This is a genomic window from Corynebacterium sp. LaCa78, from assembly GCF_046717505.1.
Lineage (GTDB): Bacteria > Actinomycetota > Actinomycetes > Mycobacteriales > Mycobacteriaceae > Corynebacterium.
Map to the genome: position 1 here is coordinate 764,061 of NZ_CP177112.1, position 16,167 is coordinate 780,227.

Sequence of the window (16,167 nt, forward strand, 5' to 3'; positions counted from 1 at the left end):
ACCGGCCTGACACCATGGTTTAAAGAGTCGATACCAATAGTGTTGGTTACCTTAAAGCAGATCGCTTCGTGCCCCAGAGAAGATTCGAACTTCCGACACCGGCTTTAGGAGAGCCGTGCTCTATCCCCTGAGCTACTGGGGCGGGGATGTTGCGTATGCAACTCGGATCATCATAGCAGTGGGGCGCGAGTGCGCCCCAAAAGGCTGCGTGCGCGGCCGTTTGTGTGGGTGGGCGAGTAGCCCGGGTCGGGCTCGCAGCCTTAGCTATGAGGTTTAGGCGCCTGCCAGTTCTTCCTGCTTATTGCGCACGGAGGATGCAGGCGGGTTGGTCTCGTGGGTGCCGTCGGAGTACAAGACGGTGGGGATAATGCGGTTGCCGTCGTTGACGGACTTGATCCACTCGTTGATGTCGTCGGCGTTATCGCCTTCTACGTCCACGAGCTCGTATGGGGTTTCGGTGCGGTCCAAGTTCTTAATGAGCTTGGCACAAAATGGACACCAGTCGGCGTAGAAGATGGTGACATCGGCATTGGTTTTGGGTGCTTGTACAGTCATTAGGCTGCGTCCTTTCTATCGTAAGTTAAAAAGCGGTACTTCATGGGTAGCTCGCTGGCCGGCTGCTCGGGAAGCTCTAAATGCCCTTTGTCAGAGGTGAGCCAATCCGTGCTGTAGGCCAAGCCAAACGTATCGGGGATATCCGGGGCAAAGACGGCATCCTCGCCATAGATATCGCCGATGTTTACGCCCATGAGAGTGACCTCGATGCGGTCCACCTGGTCCAGGGCGGCGGTGTAGATTTGGCCACCGCCGATGACCCAGGCATCGGCAAGCGCGGGCATCGTCCTGCCCACCGTAGCACCAGTTGACCACGTGCCGGGCGCGCGCGAGGAGAGCACGTAATTCTCCCGGCCGGGCAGGGGACGGAACTTGGGGTTGAGGGACTCCCAGGTCTTGCGGCCCATGATCACCGGCGCGCCCATGGTGACGTCCTTGAAGTGCTTGAGATCTTCCGGCACATGCCAGGGCATCTGCGCGCCATCGCCGATGATGCCGTCCAGGGACTGCGCCCAGATCGCGCCGAGCATTAGACCGACACCTGCGCCTTGATGGCCGGGTGCGGGTCGTAGCCCTGCACCTCAAAATCGGCGAAGTCATAGGAGAAGAGGTCCTTCGCCTTGTTGAGTTTGAGCTGCGGGTATTCGCGCGGCTCGCGGGAAAGCTGCTCTTGGACTTGCTCCACGTGGTTGTTGTAGATGTGGCAATCGCCGCCGGTCCAGATGAGATCGCCCACCTTGAGGCCGGCCTGCTGGGCAAACATGTGGGTCAGCGCCGCATAGGAGGCGATATTAAAGGGCACGCCCAAGAACATATCCGCCGAGCGCTGGTAGACCTGCAACGACAGCGTGTCATTGGCCACGTAGAGCTGGAAGAGCAGGTGGCAGGGCATAAGTGCCATCTGGTCGAGCTCCGATACATTCCATGCAGAGACCAAGTTGCGGCGCGAATCCGGGTTATTCTTCAGGGTGTCAAGCGCCTGTTGGATTTGGTCGATGTGGCTCCCATCCGGGGTGGGCCAAGAGCGCCACTGCACGCCGTAGACCGGGCCCAAATCGCCATTCTCATCGGCCCACTCGTTCCAGATGCGCACGTTATTATCCTGCAGGAATTTCACATTGGAATCGCCGCGCAGGAACCACAGCAGCTCGCCGATGACCCCGCGGAAGTAGACCTTCTTTGTGGTTAGCAGCGGGAAGGATTCTGCCAGGTTATAGCGCAGCTGCGCGCCGAAAATGGAGCGCGTTCCGGTGCCGGTGCGATCGCCTTTGGCCGTGCCTTCTTCGAGGACGCGGCGGAGGAGATCCTCATAAGGAGTCTCAGTCATAGGCACCAGTTTAGAAGCCGCCATTCTCCTCGGCAAAGGCCGCGGCGTGCTCTAGAATCTCGTCTTTCAGCTCGGGGCGGCAGATGAGCAGATCGGGGATGAAGGTGTCCTCATTATTGAAGGTGATGGGGCTGCCATCGAGGCGGGAACAATGCAAGCCGGCTGCCAAGGCAACGCCTACTGGGGCGGCTTGATCCCATTCGTATTGGCCGCCGGCGTGAATATAACCGTCATAATCACCAAGCAGCACGTGCATGGCCTTAGCGCCGGCGGAGCCGACGCCCTCGGTTTCGTAGCCCATCTGTTCTGCGATATAGCCGGCCACCTTGGGCGGGCGGTTGCGGGAGATGACGAATTTCTTAGACAGTGGGCCGTCGACGGCGCGCACATCGGAGGACTTGAAGGTTACGCCGTAGTCTGGCAGTCCCACCGCGGCGTGGACTGGGGTGCCGTCCTCAACGAGGGCGATGTGTACCGCCCAGTCCTGGCGGCCGGTGGCAAATTCCTTGGTGCCGTCAAGTGGGTCCACGATCCAGACGCGCTTCTTTTTTAGCCGGGCGAGATCATCGGAGGCCTCTTCAGAAAGCACGCCATCGCCGGGCCGGTGCTGTTCTAATACGCGGGCGATCCATTCTTGGGCGGCGTCATCGCCGGCATCGCCAAGCGAAAGGCCCCGCAGCAGGCCACCATTGCGCACCCCCTTTAAAATCTCGCCGCAGCCTTGGGCGAGCGAATTGGTCAGGCGGGAATCAGAAATCTCGACGGTCATGGTGCCCACATTACAACGGGGACTAGAGTGTGGTCATGCCAGAAAACATCCTCGAGCGCTTTCGCCCCCAAGTGGCGCAGTGGTTCCAGGACGTTTTTGCCGCTCCCACCGCGGTACAAGCCCAGGCCTGGGACAAGATTTCCCGCGGGGATCACGCCCTGATGGTTGCCCCCACTGGTTCTGGTAAGACGCTCGCGGCGTTTTTATGGGCGCTGAATAACCTGGTGGAACGCGAAGGCCAATTGGCCCTGCCGGTAGGCAATGCTTCCGGCTCCGCTACCGGGGTGCGGGTGCTGTATATCTCGCCGCTCAAAGCGCTGGGCGTGGACGTGGAAAATAACTTGCGGGCCCCGCTGACCGGCATAGCGCGCACCGCGGAAAAGCTGGGGTTGGAGGTGCCGAATATTTCCGTGGGCGTGCGCTCGGGCGATACGCCCTCGGCAGAGCGCTCCCGGCAGGTGCGCAAGCCGCCGGATATCCTCATTACCACCCCGGAATCGGCGTATTTGATGCTGACGTCAAAGGCGGCGGGGATTTTGAAAACCGTCGATACCGTCATCATCGATGAAATCCACGCGCTGGCCGGCACCAAGCGCGGCGCGCACCTCGCCCTGACGCTGGAGCGCCTACAAGAAATTGCGGGCGATGTTCAGCGCATTGGGCTTTCCGCCACGGTGCGCCCGCTTTCGGCCGTCTCGGATTTCTTAGGCGGCAATCGCCCGGTGGAAATTGTGGCGCCGGAGGCCCACAAGAAGTGGGACCTGGACGTGCGCGTCCCGGTAGAGGATATGTCGGATCTTCCCACGCCGGAGGCGGGCTCGACCATTGGGGAGCTCACCGTCGATGATGCCATCGGCATTACCGGCGGGCCGGAAGGCAGCGGCGACGGCGGGGAAGAATTCGGCATGGAGAACTTCGGCGGGGAAGAAGACACCGCGCTGCCCACCGCGAACTCCATCTGGCCGTTTATTACCCAGGATCTCTACGCGGACATCATGGCGCATCGCTCCACGCTGGTCTTTGTGAATTCGCGGCGCAGCGCCGAGCGCCTGACCAGCCGGCTTAACGAGCTATACGCTCAGGAATATGATCCGGATTCGCTCTCGCCGGAAACCCGGCGCGATCCCGCCCAGCTGATGGCGCACTCGCATGTTGCGGGCAAGGCGCCGGCGGTCATCGCGCGGGCCCACCACGGCTCGGTGTCCAAGGATGAGCGCGCCATGACGGAAACGATGCTGAAGGAAGGAACGCTGAAAGCCGTGGTGGCCACGAGCTCGCTGGAGCTGGGCATCGACATGGGCGCGGTGGATTTGGTGGTGCAGGTGGAATCGCCGCCCTCGGTGGCCTCGGGCCTGCAGCGCGTGGGCCGCGCCGGGCACCATGTGGGCGCGGTCTCGCACGGCGCGTTTTATCCCAAGCACCGCGCGGACCTGGTGCAGTCCACGCTGACGGTCGCCCGCATGCGCGGCGGCATGATCGAGAAGATGCATACCCCGCGCAACCCGCTGGACGTGCTTGCGCAGCAGACCGTGGCGGCGGTGGCCGCGGCGGGCGAGGAGGGCTTAAGCGCGGATGACTGGTATGACATCGTCAAGCGCAGCCATCCCTACCGCGAGCTGGCCCGCGAGGTTTATGATTCCGTCATCGATCTGGTCAGCGGCGTCTACCCGTCCACGGATTTTGCGGAGCTGAAACCCCGCGTGGTCTATGACCGCGTCTCCGGCGTGATGACCCCGCGGCCGGGGGCGCAGCGCGTGGCCGTGACCAGCGGCGGCACCATCCCGGATAGGGGAATGTTCGGCGTCTTCCTCTATAGCGGTGGCGAATCCGGCAAGGCCCCGCGGCGAGTGGGCGAGCTTGATGAAGAGATGGTTTATGAATCCCGCGTGGGCGATGTCTTCACCCTGGGCGCGACCAGCTGGCGCATCGAGGAGATCACCCGCGATCAAGTTCTGGTCACGCCCGCGCCGGGGCATACGGGCCGGCTGCCGTTTTGGAATGGCGATGGCGCCGGGCGCCCCTATGAGCTGGGCCAGGCTTTGGGCGAGTACCGCCGCGAGGTAAATACGGACCCGGGCATTTTCGCGGATGCCGATGAGAATGCCCGCAGCAATATCTTGTCCTACCTGCGCGAACAGCAGGAGGCCACCGGGATTATTCCGGATGAAAAGACGCTCGTGCTCGAGCGTTTCAAGGATGAGCTGGGGGACTGGCGCGTGGTCCTGCACACGCCCTTTGGCCGGCCGGTCAACTCCGCCTGGGCCCTGGCAGTGGGCGCGCGGGTGGGGGAGCGCACCGGCATGGACCCGCAGGCGGTGGCCGGCGATGATGGCATCGTGCTGCGCCTGCCCGAGGGTGAGGCCGATCCCGATGGCACGATTTTTGCCTTTGACGCCGACGATATTGCCGATGTCGTGGCCGAGCAGGTGGGCAATTCCGCCCTTTTTGCCTCCCGTTTCCGCGAGTGCGCGGCCCGCGCGCTGCTCTTGCCCCGCCGCAATCCCGGCAAGCGCGCCCCGCTATGGCAGCAGCGCCAGCGCGCCGAGCAGCTCTTGGATGTCGCCCGCAAGTACCCGTCCTTTCCCATTATTTTGGAAACGGTGCGCGAGTGCGTCCAGGACGTCTACGATGTGCCGGCGCTGCAGGAGGTCATGCGCGATCTGGGGCACCGCCGCGTGCGCATCGCGGAGGTCACCACGGATCAGCCCTCACCCTTTGCCTCCTCGCTGCTGTTTAATTACACCGGCGCCTTCATGTACGAGGGCGATTCCCCGCTGGCGGAAAAGCGGGCGGCGGCCCTCGCCCTTGACCCGGCGCTCTTGGCCAAGCTACTGGGCACGGTGGAGCTGCGCGAGCTTCTGGATCCCGCGATCATCGACGAGGTCCATACTCAGCTGCAACGCACCGCACCCTCGCGCCGGGCGCGCACCACCGAGGAGGTTGCGGATCTCCTGCGCATGCTGGGCCCCATCCCGGTCGAGGAGCTGGGCGAGCATACCGACGTTCCCTTTACCGCCCTGGATAGCCTAGGCACGCGTATAATGCGGGTGCGCATCGGCGGGCGCGAGCACCTTGCCCAGTCCCAGGACGCGGCGCTGCTTCGCGATGCCCTCGGCGTCCCCATTCCTCCCGGCATCCCCGCCCAGGTCGCCACGCTTGCCGATGCCCTCCCACAGCTCGTCAGCCGCTGGGCGCGCACCCGCGGCCCGTTCGTGCTCGCGGACCTAACCGCCGCCTTCGGCATTTCCGTATCCGCAGCACACACCACCCTGGCCGGCCTGGATTCGATTGTGGAGGGCCACTACCGGCAGGGAATAGAGGAGCAAGAGTACTGCGCCGCCGAGGTACTAAAGACCATTCGCTCGCGCTCGCTTGCAGCCGCGCGCGCGGATACCGAGCCGGTCTCTGGCGCCGCCTTCGCCCGCTTCCTCCCGGAATGGCACGGCATCGCGCCTGCCGGGAAGCGTCCGGCACTCCGCGGTGCCGATGGCGTATTCTCCGCTATCGAGCAGCTCGCCGGGGTGCGCCTGCCGGCTTCTGCATGGGAATCCATTATTCTGCCTGCCCGCGTGGGGGATTTTTCGCCTCGCATGCTGGATGAACTGACCGCCAATGGTGAGGTGATGATCCTCGGTGCCGGAAAGGCCGGTGCCGCCGACCCCTGGGTGATGCTGCTGCCCACCGATTACGCCGCCCAGCTCGCCCCTGAAACCGATCCGGAGGGCGTGAGCATGCTGCAGCGGGCCATTTTAAGCGTGCTCGAGCGCGGCGGCGGCTTCCTCTTTTCCGATATTGCCGCCGAGGTCCCTGGTACCGCCGAGGAAACCCGCGAGGCCCTCTGGGGGCTGGTGGAAATGGGGCTGGCCAGCCCGGATTCCTTCGCGCCCATCCGCACGCGCTTATCGTCAGGCGGGCGCGGTGCCTCCCGCGCTGGCCGCGGTGCTACCGCCCACCGCTCCAAGCGGCGCCCCACGCGCTCGCGGCTGCGCATGGGCCGCACCTCGTTCGCCCAGACCCAGAACGCCACTGGCGGCGCCGGCCAGACCCCACCCGATATGCTCGGCCGCTGGTCGCTGGCGGTGCCCGCCGCCCAGGACGCCACCTCGCGCTCTGTGGCGCACGGCGAGGCCTGGCTGGATCGCTACGGTGTGGTCACCCGCGGTTCCGTGGTGGCAGAGGACGTCCTCGGCGGCTTCGCGCTGGCCTATAAGGTCCTGTCCGGCTTTGAGGAATCCGGCAAGGCCATGCGCGGCTATGTCATCGAAGATCTCGGTGCCGCGCAATTTTCCACCCCGGCCATTATCGATCGCCTGCGCGGCCTGGCGGATTCCCCCGATGTCACCGGCTGGCCGTCCGGCACCACCGATCCAGAGACCTTCGTGCTCGCCGCCGTGGATCCCGCCAACCCCTACGGCGCGGCGCTGCCGTGGCCGCAGCGCGATGATGCGGGTGGCAAAGCTCCCGGCGGGCCCGCCCGCTCCGCCGGAGCACTGGTCGTGCTCTGCGATGGCCTCCCCATTGCCCACCTCACCCGCGGCGGCAAGACCCTGACCACGTTCATCGACGCCCTGCCCGATGGAATCGAGACCACCGACGTCTACGCCCGGCTCCTTTCCGCGCTCACAGAACTCATCGCCGCCGGGCACATGTCGCCGCTGGTGATTGAAAAGTGCAATGGCAACCCCATCCATCACACCCCGACCGCTAGCATCCTGCGCTCGCTGGGCGCCGGAATCACCCCTAAGGGCGTGCGCATTGCCGGTCGCGCCGCGCCGCCGCGCGTCCCGCGCCACGGGGCGCAGGGTAGTTCACCCGACGACTCGCGGGGTGGCCTTCGCGGGGGCCGACGTGCCTCTGAGGCCATCGAGGAGCTCAGCTTCGATGATCCGCCCCCGCCTCCGCCACCCCGCAACTCCGGTGGTTTCCGCCCGCGCGGCGGGTACCGTCGCTAGCGCTACGCGCCCGCAGGTGTATTTTGGTGGGGCCACAGTGTCTGAGGCCCACGGAAGGAGGCCAGCCCCCATGCCCGAAGGCGATTCCGTCCTACAACTTTCGCGTCGCCTGCAGTTTATGACTGGGCGCGAGGTTACCGGCTGTTCCGTGCGCGTGCCGCAGCACGCCACCGTAAACCTCACCGGCACCATCTGCGAGCGCGTGTGGCCCTATGGCAAGCACCTCTTCATGCAATTCGATCAGACCATCGTGCACACCCACCTAAAGATGGAGGGCACCTGGGCCATCCACTACGCCGGCGACCGCTGGCGCAAGCCCGGCCATAGCGCGCGCATCGTGCTGCAATTGGCCCATTCACCGCGCGATATTGAACTCGTGGGCCACTGGCTGGGTTTTGTCGATATCTTCGACGCGGATCAGTACTTTAGCCGCATCAACCACCTTGGACCGGATATCTTGGACCCCGACTGGGACCGCGAGGAAGCGGTGCGCCGTTTGCGCGCGCGACCCGAGCGCAGCATCGGCACGGCGCTTTTGGACCAGAAGGTCGTGGCGGGCATTGGCAATGAATACCGCGCCGAAATCTGCTTCCTCGCCGGCGTTCACCCGGCCACCTCGGTGGCAGAGGTGGATGTGGAACAGGTACTGGACATCGGCAAGCGCATTATGTGGGCCAACCGGAACTCGCCCATCCGCGTGACCACCGGTGTGCGCCGCGCCGGGGAGACCACCTATGTCTTTGGGCGCAACCGCAAGCGCTGTCGGCGATGCGGCACCATTATTCAGAAAGATTCCCTGGGCGGCGTTGACCGCGGCGGGGATGAGGGAGAATTAGAGCGCATCATCTGGTTCTGCCCGCACTGCCAGCCGCTCTAAGGTTCCTTTACGCTTTTCGCGCTAAGCTAGCGGGCATGCGATCACTACTAAATCTCGTATTTAATATCATCTGGTTACTCTCCGGCGGCATCGTTCTTGCGCTGGGCTACTTTCTCTTCGGCATCATCGCCTGCATCTTCATCGTGACGATTCCGGCGGGCGTGGCCTCGTTCCGCATGGGCCAGTTCGCGCTGTGGCCGTTCGGCCGCTCCGTGGTGGAGCCCCGCAAGGGCACCGGCGGGATGTCTGCCATCTCCAATGTCATCTGGTTCGTCATTGCAGGCCTGTGGCTGTCCATTGGCCACGTCGTTACCGCCGTCATCCAGGCGATTACCATCATCGGTATCCCCGTTGCCTGGGCCAATCTCAAGATGATTCCAGTGACCTGCTTCCCGTTCGGCCGCAAGGTCGTCAGCTCGAAGAAAATCCCGGCCGGCTGGCAGCCCATGGTGAAGCTGTAAATTCACCAAGCCTGAGAGCGCCTAGCCCGAAGCGACATGTTGCTTCGCGGCTGGGCGCTTTAGCGATCTGTGGTGCTTAGGCACGAAAGTGTCCACAACAACCGCGTTTGTCTGAATTTGCGGGCAGATTTTTTAAGAACGCGGTTGTTGTGGACACCTTTACGCTAGAGCCCGAGGCGCGGGGCGCATGACTCGGGCGCGGGCCGGAGCTAACGGTTGGCGCGGTACCAGCCGATGAGCTTATCGGTGGACTGGTCGCCGGAATCTACCTCTTGGCTGCCGGAGACGGCAGGGGCCAAATCATTGGCCTGTTGCTTGCCCTGCTCCACGCCCCATTGGTCGAAGGAGTTGATATCCCAGATGATGCCTTGGGTAAAGACGATGTGCTCGTAGAGCGCGATGAGCGCGCCCAGGGTGGAGGGGGTAAGCTCCTCGGCCATAATCGTGGTGGTGGGCCGGTTGCCCGGCATTACCTTGTGCGGCACGAGGTCTTCCTCAACGCCCTCGGCGGCGATTTCTTCGGCCGTCTTGCCAAAGGCCAGCACTTTGGTTTGGGCGAAGAAATTGCCCATGAGCAGGTCATGCATCGAGCCGGTGCCGTCTGCGGTGGGGAAGTCTTCCTTGGGGCGGGCAAAGCCGATGAAGTCCGCCGGGATGAGGCGTGTTCCCTGGTGCATGAGCTGGTAGAAGGCGTGCTGGCCATTGGTGCCCGGCTCGCCCCAGTAGATTTCGCCGGTCTGTCCAGTGGTGACCGCGGTGCCATCGCGGCGCACGGACTTGCCATTGGATTCCATGGTTAGCTGTTGCAGGTAGGCCGGGAAGCGGCCGAGGTCCTGCGAGTACGGCAGGACGGCGTGGGTTTGAGCGCCAAAGAAATTGGTGTACCAGATGCCCAGCAGGCCCATGAGTACGGGCACATTGCGCTCTAGCGGGGCGGTGCGGAAGTGCTCATCCATGGCGTGGAGGCCTTCCAAAAAGCGCATGAAATCCATCGGGCCAATGGTGCACATCAAGGACAGGCCAATGGCGGAATCGAGGGAGTAGCGCCCGCCCACCCAATTCCAGAACGGGAACATGTTGTCCGTATTGATGCCGAATTTTTCCACCTGCTCCGCATTGGTAGATACGGCCACGAAGTGCTTGGCTACGGCGGATTCATCGCCATTGAATTGCTCGATGAGCCAGCGGCGGGCCGCGTGGGCATTGGTCAGGGTTTCCTGGGTGGTAAAGGTCTTGGAGGAGACGATAAAGAGGGTGGAGCCGGCATCGAGCCCATCCAAGGTGGCGGCCATATCGGCGGGATCCACGTTGGAGACGAACTCCGCGGAAATGCCGGCTACTTCATAGGAACGCAGGGCCTGTGCGGCCATGGCGGGGCCGAGATCGGAACCGCCAATGCCGATATTGACTACCTTTTTAATGGTGTGGCCGGTATGCCCCAACCAGGAACCGGAGCGCAGGGCGGTGGCGAAATCGCGCATGCGGCCCAAAACCTCGTGGACATCGGCGGCGACATCTTGGCCATCGACGTGCAAGTCATCTTCTACCGGCAGGCGCAAGGCAGTGTGCAGGACGGCGCGATCCTCAGTGTTGTTGAGGTGCTCGCCTGCAAACATGGCATCGCGGCGGCCTTCCACGTCGGCGGCGCGGGCTACCTCAACCAAGTGCTGGAGGACGTCTTCATCGATGAGGTTTTTGGATAAATCCACGTGCAGGCCGGCGGCGTCGAAGGTGTAGTTCTCGGCGCGGTTTGCATCTGCGGCGAAGAGTTCGCGCAGGCGCAGGTCCTGCTTTTCTTCATAAACCTTGACCAGGTCTTTCCACTGGGACGATGCGGTGATATCCATGGCAATTGGCCTTTCTGGCGACGAGCGCATTGGCAATGTGTACCCCTCCCACCGTAGTCGAGAATGAGTGCCAACGGCACCGTGAAAATGTGGCATTTAGAGGATGAGAGCGCCCGCCCAGCCGGCGATCAGAAGTGGGATATTGAAGTGGATAAACGTGGGGATGACGGAGTCGCGGATGTGGTCGTGTTGGCCATCGGCGCCGAGGCCCGCGGTGGGGCCGAGGGTGGAATCGGAGGCGGGGGAGCCGGCATCGCCAAGCGCGCCTGCCGTACCAATGAGCGCTACCGTGGCCGCGGGGCTAAAGCCGAGCGAGGCGCACAGGGGAACGTAGATAACGGAGATAATCGGCAGGGTGGAAAAGGATGAGCCGATGCCCATGGTGACCACCAGGCCCACCAAGAGCATGGCGCCTGCGGAGAGGAACTTATTGGTGCCAAAGAGGCTGGCGGTGGCATCGACAAGCGGGCCGACCTCCTCCGTGGCCGTCATGACGGAGGCAAAGCCCTGCGCGGTGATCATGATAAAGCCGATAAGCGCCATCATTTTCATGCCGTTGGTAAAAACGTCATCGGCGTGCTTCCAATCCACCGCGCCGGAAATGAGCAAGATACCCAGGCCGGTCAGGGCGCCGACGAGCAGGCCATCGGATTCGAAATCGAGCGTCTGCATGATGATTTGGACGGCGAAGGTGGCAATAATCGCCAGGATGGAGACCCAGATTTTATACGTCGAGGGTGTTTCCTGGTGCTCTTCGGCGGCAATAGGCCGGTCCTCGTACTCGCGCGGGGCGCGGTAGCTGATAAAGATGGCGATGAGCAGGCCGGTGAGCATGCCCAGGGCGGGAATGGCCATGACCTGCATAATATTGATATCGGAGGTATCCAGGCCAGCCTCTTCGATATTGAAGAGCAGGATATCGTTCAAATAGATGGACCCGAAGCCCACCGGAATGAACATGTAGGTGGTGATAAGGCCGAAGGTCAGGCACGTGGTGATAAGGCGTCGATCCAGCTTGAGCTTATTCATCACCGCCAATAGCGGCGGGACCAGCAGCGGGATGAAGGCGATGTGGACGGGGATGAGGTTTTGGCTCATCACGGCCATGGCGATAAGGCCAAGAATGAGCATCCACTTGGTGGTGGCCGCGGCCTTGGGGTCTAATTCGCCGGTGCCGCCGAGCTTGGCGATGAGAAAGTTGGCCAGGATCTGCGGCAGCCCGGCGGAGGCAACACCCATCGCAAAGGCGCCCAAGAGGGCATAACTCAAGGCAATCTTGGCGCCGCCGCCGAGCCCGTCCTGGAAGGCGACCATGGTGGCATCCAGGCCCATGCCGGATAGGAGGCCGCCGACTATCGCGCCGATGAAAAGCGCCACCACCACGTGCACCCGCAGGAGGGCGAGCGCGAGCATGATAATGACGGCGATGAGTACTGCATTCATGCCCCGAAAGCGTACTGCATAGTATGGATGAGATCGTAATTAATCCGGGTCTTTTATAGTGGATTCAGCCTAGGCGTCCGCGCCCCATGCGCAGCAGGGCAGAGGCGATGGTGGGGCCTTCCTCGCCAAGTTCCGCGCGGAACTCATTGAGGATGGCGATCTCGCGGGTGTGCACCAAGCGCGTGCCGCCGGAGCTCATGCGGGTGCGGCCCACCGCGCGGGAGACCTCGGTGCGGCGCTTGACGGCATCCAAGATGATCTGATCCAGGCGGTTGATTTCCTCGCGATACTGCTGGATTTCCGCATCAGATAGGGGATCATCCGTGCCGGTGGGCGTGCGGATATCCAAGCCATTGTCAACGATGGATTCATTATCTTCAGCGGTCATGGTCCTTTATTGTGCCACTTCGCGGTGCCATCGTGCTACTTGGTCAGGGTTTTGGAAAGCGCAGTGTATGCCGCAAATACGGGCCATGTCCGGTGGGGCTAGTAGGTTGGTAGGCATTATGACGAATAACTCTCCATTTAGCCCTTCTTTCACCCCGCGCGAACCCGCATCTGGTGCCTCCTCCCGCGGCGGCTTTGCCCCTAGCCAACCCGAACAGCAGAACCCTTTTGGCAGCACGCCCAGGCCCGCGGAATCCGATCCTTTAACCCAAGGCCTGAACCCGCAGCAATTAGAGGCGGTCACCCATACCGACAGGCCCCTGCTGATCGTTGCCGGCGCGGGTTCCGGCAAGACCGCGGTGCTTACCCGCCGCATCGCGTACCTCATGCGCCACCGCGGGGTAAACCCGTGGGAAATTCTCGCCATTACCTTTACCAATAAGGCCGCCGCGGAGATGAAGGAGCGCGTGGGCTCCTTAGTGGGTTCGGTAGCCGAGCGCATGTGGGTGTCCACCTTCCACTCCATCTGCGTGCGCATCCTGCGCCAGAACGCGCAGCTCGTGCCGGGCCTTAATACCAACTTCACCATTTATGATGGCGACGATGCCCGCCGGCTTTTATCCATGATTGCCAAGGACATGCAGCTGGATCTGAAGAAATACACCCCGCGCGTGCTGGCAAACCAGATCTCTAACCACAAAAACGAGCTCGTGGGCCCGGTCGAGGCGGCCGACAAAGCGCAGCAGACCAAGAACCCCTTTGAAACCACCGTGGCGGATGTCTACGCCGAGTACCAGCGCCGCCTGCGCGCGGCCAATGCGGTGGACTTCGACGATCTTATTGGGGAAGTAGTGCGCATTTTCACCGAGCACAAGCAGGTGGTGGAGTTTTATCGTCGACGGTTTAAGCACGTGCTTATTGATGAGTACCAGGACACCAACCACGCCCAGTACGCGCTGGTAGCGGCGCTCGTGGGCAAGGGCGAGCTAGGTCCCGATGCCCCAGAGCTGTGCGTGGTGGGCGATTCCGATCAGTCCATTTATGCCTTCCGCGGCGCCACCATCCGCAATATCGAGGAATTCGAGCGCGACTACCCGCAGGCGCACACCATCTTATTGGAGCAAAACTACCGCTCCACGCAGACCATCTTGAACGCGGCCAATGCCGTGATTGCGAAAAACGAGAACCGTCGGGAGAAAAACCTGTGGACCGCGCATGGCGATGGCGAATCCATCGTGGGCTATGTGGCGGATAACGAACACGATGAAGCCCGCTTTATCGCCGCAGAGATTGATGCGCTGGCGGATAAGGGCCACAGCTATTCCGATATCGCCGTGATGTACCGGACCAATAATGCCTCCCGCGCGCTGGAGGATATCTTCATTCGTTCCGGCATCCCCTATAAGGTCGTTGGCGGAACGCGCTTTTACGAACGCCGCGAAATCCGCGATATGGTGGCCTACCTGCGCATTATGGATAACCCGGACGATACGGTGAGCCTGCGCCGCATCATCAACGTCCCCAAGCGCGCCATTGGCGATAAGGCCCAGGGCCAGATTGCCCTGCACGCGGAAAACCAGGGGATAAGCTTTGGCAAGGCGCTTGCCGATGTCCCCCGGGGCGACGTCCCCGGTCTTGGCACCCGCGCCGTAAATGCCGTTACCAAATTCAATGACATGATGGACAGCATCCGCGCACAAATCCCAGGCATGCGCGATGAGGTGACCGGCCAGCCCGATTTGGGCGAACTGCTCACCGCCATCCTGGATGCCACCGGTTATAAGGCGGAGTTAGAAAACTCCAACGACCCGCAGGATGGCGCGCGCCTCGATAACCTCAATGAGCTGGTATCCGTGGCCCGCGAATTTACCTCGGAGGCCGCCAACCAGCTGGCCGCTGCCGGGGCGGATGCGGTCGATCCCAATGAGCTATTAGAAGAAGGCGAAGCCGCGCCGGGCTCGTTGCAGGCCTTTTTGGAAAAGGTCTCCCTGGTCGCAGATGCGGATCAGATTCCGGATTCTGAGACTGGGGTAGTGACCATGATGACCCTGCATACGGCCAAGGGCTTGGAGTTTCCCGTCGTCTTTGTCGCTGGCTGGGAGGACGGCCAATTCCCGCACATGCGCTCACTGGGTAACCCGAAGGAATTGAGCGAAGAGCGCCGCTTGGCGTATGTGGGTATCACGCGTGCCCGCGAAAAGTTGTACCTCACGCGCGCCATCTTGCGCTCTGCGTGGGGCAATCCGGTAACCAATCCCGCCAGTCGCTTCCTCGCCGAGATCCCAGAGGATCTCATCGACTGGCGGCGAGAGGATTCCGATAGTGACCTCACCGGTTCCTGGGGAGCCGATGACTATCAATATGGCCGGAGCTATCGCCGCGGTTCTAGTGGTGGCTATGCCGGTAGTGGGGGTGCTGGGTTTGGCCAGCGCGCTACGTCTTCCCCTTCGCAACGCACTCGCCAGCCTGCAGCCAATTCCATGCCGAAGAATAAGAACCTCAACCTTGCTGTGGGAGACCGGGTTAACCACGCGAAGTACGGGCTCGGAACCGTGATTGAAACGGCCGGTTCCGGTGCCCGCGCCACGGTGACCGTGGACTTCGGTTCCTCCGGCAAGGTGCGGCTCATGCTCATCGGCGGTGTGCCGATGGAAAAGCTTTAGACCGAAATCCCGCGCTCGTCGAACCAGCCCACTGGGTCAACGGCTGCGCCGCCGCCTGGGTGAATTTCGAAGTGCAGGTGCGGGCCGGTGGAGCGTCCCTCACTGCCGATGTCCGCGATGTGGTCGCCCGCAGAAACGTGGTCGCCCACGTTCACGCGCAGCGAGTTGGCGGGCATGTGGCCGTAGACAGAGATGCTGCCATCGACGTGCTGGATGCGAATCCAGTTGCCAAAGCCTTGTGCCGGACCGGAGTTAATGACCGTGCCGTCCATGACGGAGTGGATTGGGGTGCCGACTGGGTTAGCGACGTCGATGCCGTTGTGCATCGCGCCCCAGCGCATACCGAAGCCCGAGGTTAAGGTGCCGGAGGTGGGGAAGACCACCGTATTACCAGCGGCGTCCTTGCCACGCTCAGGGGTAAGCCCGGAGCGGTCTCCCTCGGGAGTGAAGGCTTCTCCCAGACCAGGAACGGAGGAGGGGTCTAAGACGATGTTGACCCCGCCGGAGTCATTCTGGCTAAGTTTCGGGGTGGCATCGCCGTTGAGTACACCAACGGCGGTATTCGCGAGGCCGACGGCGGCGTCGATCACGCCCGCGTTATCAACGTTGGTGGCTTGTGGCTCAGAGGAGCCGTTCGAAACGTCCACGCTGGCCACTGGATCAGCAGCAAAAGCGGAGGTGCCGGTAGCAAAAACGGTGCCAAGCGTGATGATGCTTAGCGCTACATTCCTGCGTGCGCGGTTCATGCGCTTCATAAGTTTAAGTCCTTTTCATGGCTGTGCATGGTCTCGAGGCGAGCAAACCTTGAAGGTTTGGCGTCTTTCAACTGCCCTGTGCGACACGCCGAGGGAATGGAAATACCCCATTTGGCGTTCGCTTGTGGCAA

At 62.4% G+C, this 16,167-nt stretch carries 12 protein-coding genes and 1 tRNA gene; 4 read left to right on the plus strand and 9 right to left on the minus strand.

What is annotated here, in order from left to right; all coding sequences use genetic code 11:
• Window positions 1-69 precede the first annotated feature (69 nt).
• From ACLI1O_RS03780 to ACLI1O_RS03800, 5 genes are all read right to left on the minus strand, one after another.
• Window positions 70-142: transfer RNA gene (locus ACLI1O_RS03780), tRNA-Arg, on the minus strand.
• 131 nt (window positions 143-273) lie between these two features.
• Window positions 274-555: a glutaredoxin domain-containing protein gene (locus tag ACLI1O_RS03785; protein ID WP_239269209.1), complete on the minus strand. Its 282-nt coding sequence runs from the start codon at window positions 553-555 to the stop codon at window positions 274-276.
• Complete coding sequence (locus tag ACLI1O_RS03790) at window positions 555-1,085, minus strand: dihydrofolate reductase (protein ID WP_023017603.1); 531 nt, start codon at window positions 1,083-1,085, stop codon at window positions 555-557. The genes ACLI1O_RS03785 and ACLI1O_RS03790 overlap by 1 nt, the downstream gene beginning before the upstream one ends.
• Entirely contained in the window at window positions 1,085-1,891 is an 807-nt protein-coding gene (locus tag ACLI1O_RS03795) for a thymidylate synthase (RefSeq protein WP_239269242.1), read from the minus strand. Before ACLI1O_RS03795 ends, ACLI1O_RS03790 begins: the two co-directional genes overlap by 1 nt.
• A gap of 1 nt (window position 1,892) precedes the next feature.
• Complete coding sequence (locus ACLI1O_RS03800; RefSeq protein ID WP_239269208.1) at window positions 1,893-2,651, minus strand: 3'(2'),5'-bisphosphate nucleotidase CysQ; 759 nt, start codon at window positions 2,649-2,651, stop codon at window positions 1,893-1,895.
• Window positions 2,652-2,686: 35 nt separating this feature from the next.
• On the opposite strand from ACLI1O_RS03800, the gene ACLI1O_RS03805 reads away from it, so the two are divergent.
• From ACLI1O_RS03805 to ACLI1O_RS03815, 3 genes are all read left to right on the plus strand, one after another.
• Entirely contained in the window at window positions 2,687-7,603 is a 4,917-nt protein-coding gene (locus tag ACLI1O_RS03805) for a DEAD/DEAH box helicase (protein WP_239269207.1), read from the plus strand.
• A gap of 70 nt (window positions 7,604-7,673) precedes the next feature.
• Window positions 7,674-8,480 carry a DNA-formamidopyrimidine glycosylase family protein gene (locus ACLI1O_RS03810; protein ID WP_239269206.1) on the plus strand — a complete coding sequence of 269 codons (807 nt, stop codon included), beginning with the start codon at window positions 7,674-7,676 and terminating at the stop codon, window positions 8,478-8,480.
• A 35-nt stretch (window positions 8,481-8,515) separates the two neighbouring features.
• Complete coding sequence (locus ACLI1O_RS03815) at window positions 8,516-8,941, plus strand: YccF domain-containing protein (protein WP_239269205.1); 426 nt, start codon at window positions 8,516-8,518, stop codon at window positions 8,939-8,941.
• Window positions 8,942-9,150: 209 nt separating this feature from the next.
• Here ACLI1O_RS03815 and pgi read toward each other — a convergent pair whose 3' ends face one another.
• From pgi to ACLI1O_RS03830, 3 genes are all read right to left on the minus strand, one after another.
• The gene (gene pgi / locus ACLI1O_RS03820; RefSeq protein WP_239269204.1) at window positions 9,151-10,788 is read right to left on the minus strand and encodes a glucose-6-phosphate isomerase; all 1,638 of its coding nucleotides are present in this window, start codon (window positions 10,786-10,788) and stop codon (window positions 9,151-9,153) included.
• Between the two features lie 96 nt (window positions 10,789-10,884).
• Complete coding sequence (locus ACLI1O_RS03825; protein ID WP_239269203.1) at window positions 10,885-12,231, minus strand: Na+/H+ antiporter family protein; 1,347 nt, start codon at window positions 12,229-12,231, stop codon at window positions 10,885-10,887.
• 64 nt (window positions 12,232-12,295) lie between these two features.
• Window positions 12,296-12,619: a chorismate mutase gene (locus ACLI1O_RS03830; protein WP_005279891.1), complete on the minus strand. Its 324-nt coding sequence runs from the start codon at window positions 12,617-12,619 to the stop codon at window positions 12,296-12,298.
• Window positions 12,620-12,737: 118 nt separating this feature from the next.
• Here ACLI1O_RS03830 and pcrA point away from each other — a divergent pair, with 118 nt between their 5' ends.
• A complete protein-coding gene (gene pcrA, locus ACLI1O_RS03835; RefSeq protein WP_239269202.1) occupies window positions 12,738-15,281 on the plus strand; it encodes a DNA helicase PcrA in 2,544 nt (847 codons plus the stop codon).
• On the opposite strand, the gene ACLI1O_RS03840 is transcribed toward pcrA, so the two are convergent.
• Window positions 15,278-16,036: a M23 family metallopeptidase gene (locus ACLI1O_RS03840; RefSeq protein ID WP_239269201.1), complete on the minus strand. Its 759-nt coding sequence runs from the start codon at window positions 16,034-16,036 to the stop codon at window positions 15,278-15,280. The two genes, pcrA and ACLI1O_RS03840, sit on opposite strands and share 4 nt — an antisense overlap.
• Between the last annotated feature and the right edge of the window lie 131 nt (window positions 16,037-16,167).

Coding starts and splice junctions, on each gene's coding strand:
- ACLI1O_RS03785 (WP_239269209.1), bottom strand. CDS start 555: ATGACTGTACAAGCACCCAAAACCAATGCCGATGTCACCATCTTCTAC.
- ACLI1O_RS03790 (WP_023017603.1), bottom strand. CDS start 1,085: ATGCTCGGCGCGATCTGGGCGCAGTCCCTGGACGGCATCATCGGCGAT.
- ACLI1O_RS03800 (WP_239269208.1), bottom strand. CDS start 2,651: ATGACCGTCGAGATTTCTGATTCCCGCCTGACCAATTCGCTCGCCCAA.
- ACLI1O_RS03805 (WP_239269207.1), top strand. CDS start 2,687: ATGCCAGAAAACATCCTCGAGCGCTTTCGCCCCCAAGTGGCGCAGTGG.
- ACLI1O_RS03810 (WP_239269206.1), top strand. CDS start 7,674: ATGCCCGAAGGCGATTCCGTCCTACAACTTTCGCGTCGCCTGCAGTTT.
- ACLI1O_RS03815 (WP_239269205.1), top strand. CDS start 8,516: ATGCGATCACTACTAAATCTCGTATTTAATATCATCTGGTTACTCTCC.
- pgi (WP_239269204.1), bottom strand. CDS start 10,788: ATGGATATCACCGCATCGTCCCAGTGGAAAGACCTGGTCAAGGTTTAT.
- ACLI1O_RS03825 (WP_239269203.1), bottom strand. CDS start 12,231: ATGAATGCAGTACTCATCGCCGTCATTATCATGCTCGCGCTCGCCCTC.
- ACLI1O_RS03830 (WP_005279891.1), bottom strand. CDS start 12,619: ATGACCGCTGAAGATAATGAATCCATCGTTGACAATGGCTTGGATATC.
- pcrA (WP_239269202.1), top strand. CDS start 12,738: ATGACGAATAACTCTCCATTTAGCCCTTCTTTCACCCCGCGCGAACCC.
- ACLI1O_RS03840 (WP_239269201.1), bottom strand. CDS start 16,036: ATGAAGCGCATGAACCGCGCACGCAGGAATGTAGCGCTAAGCATCATC.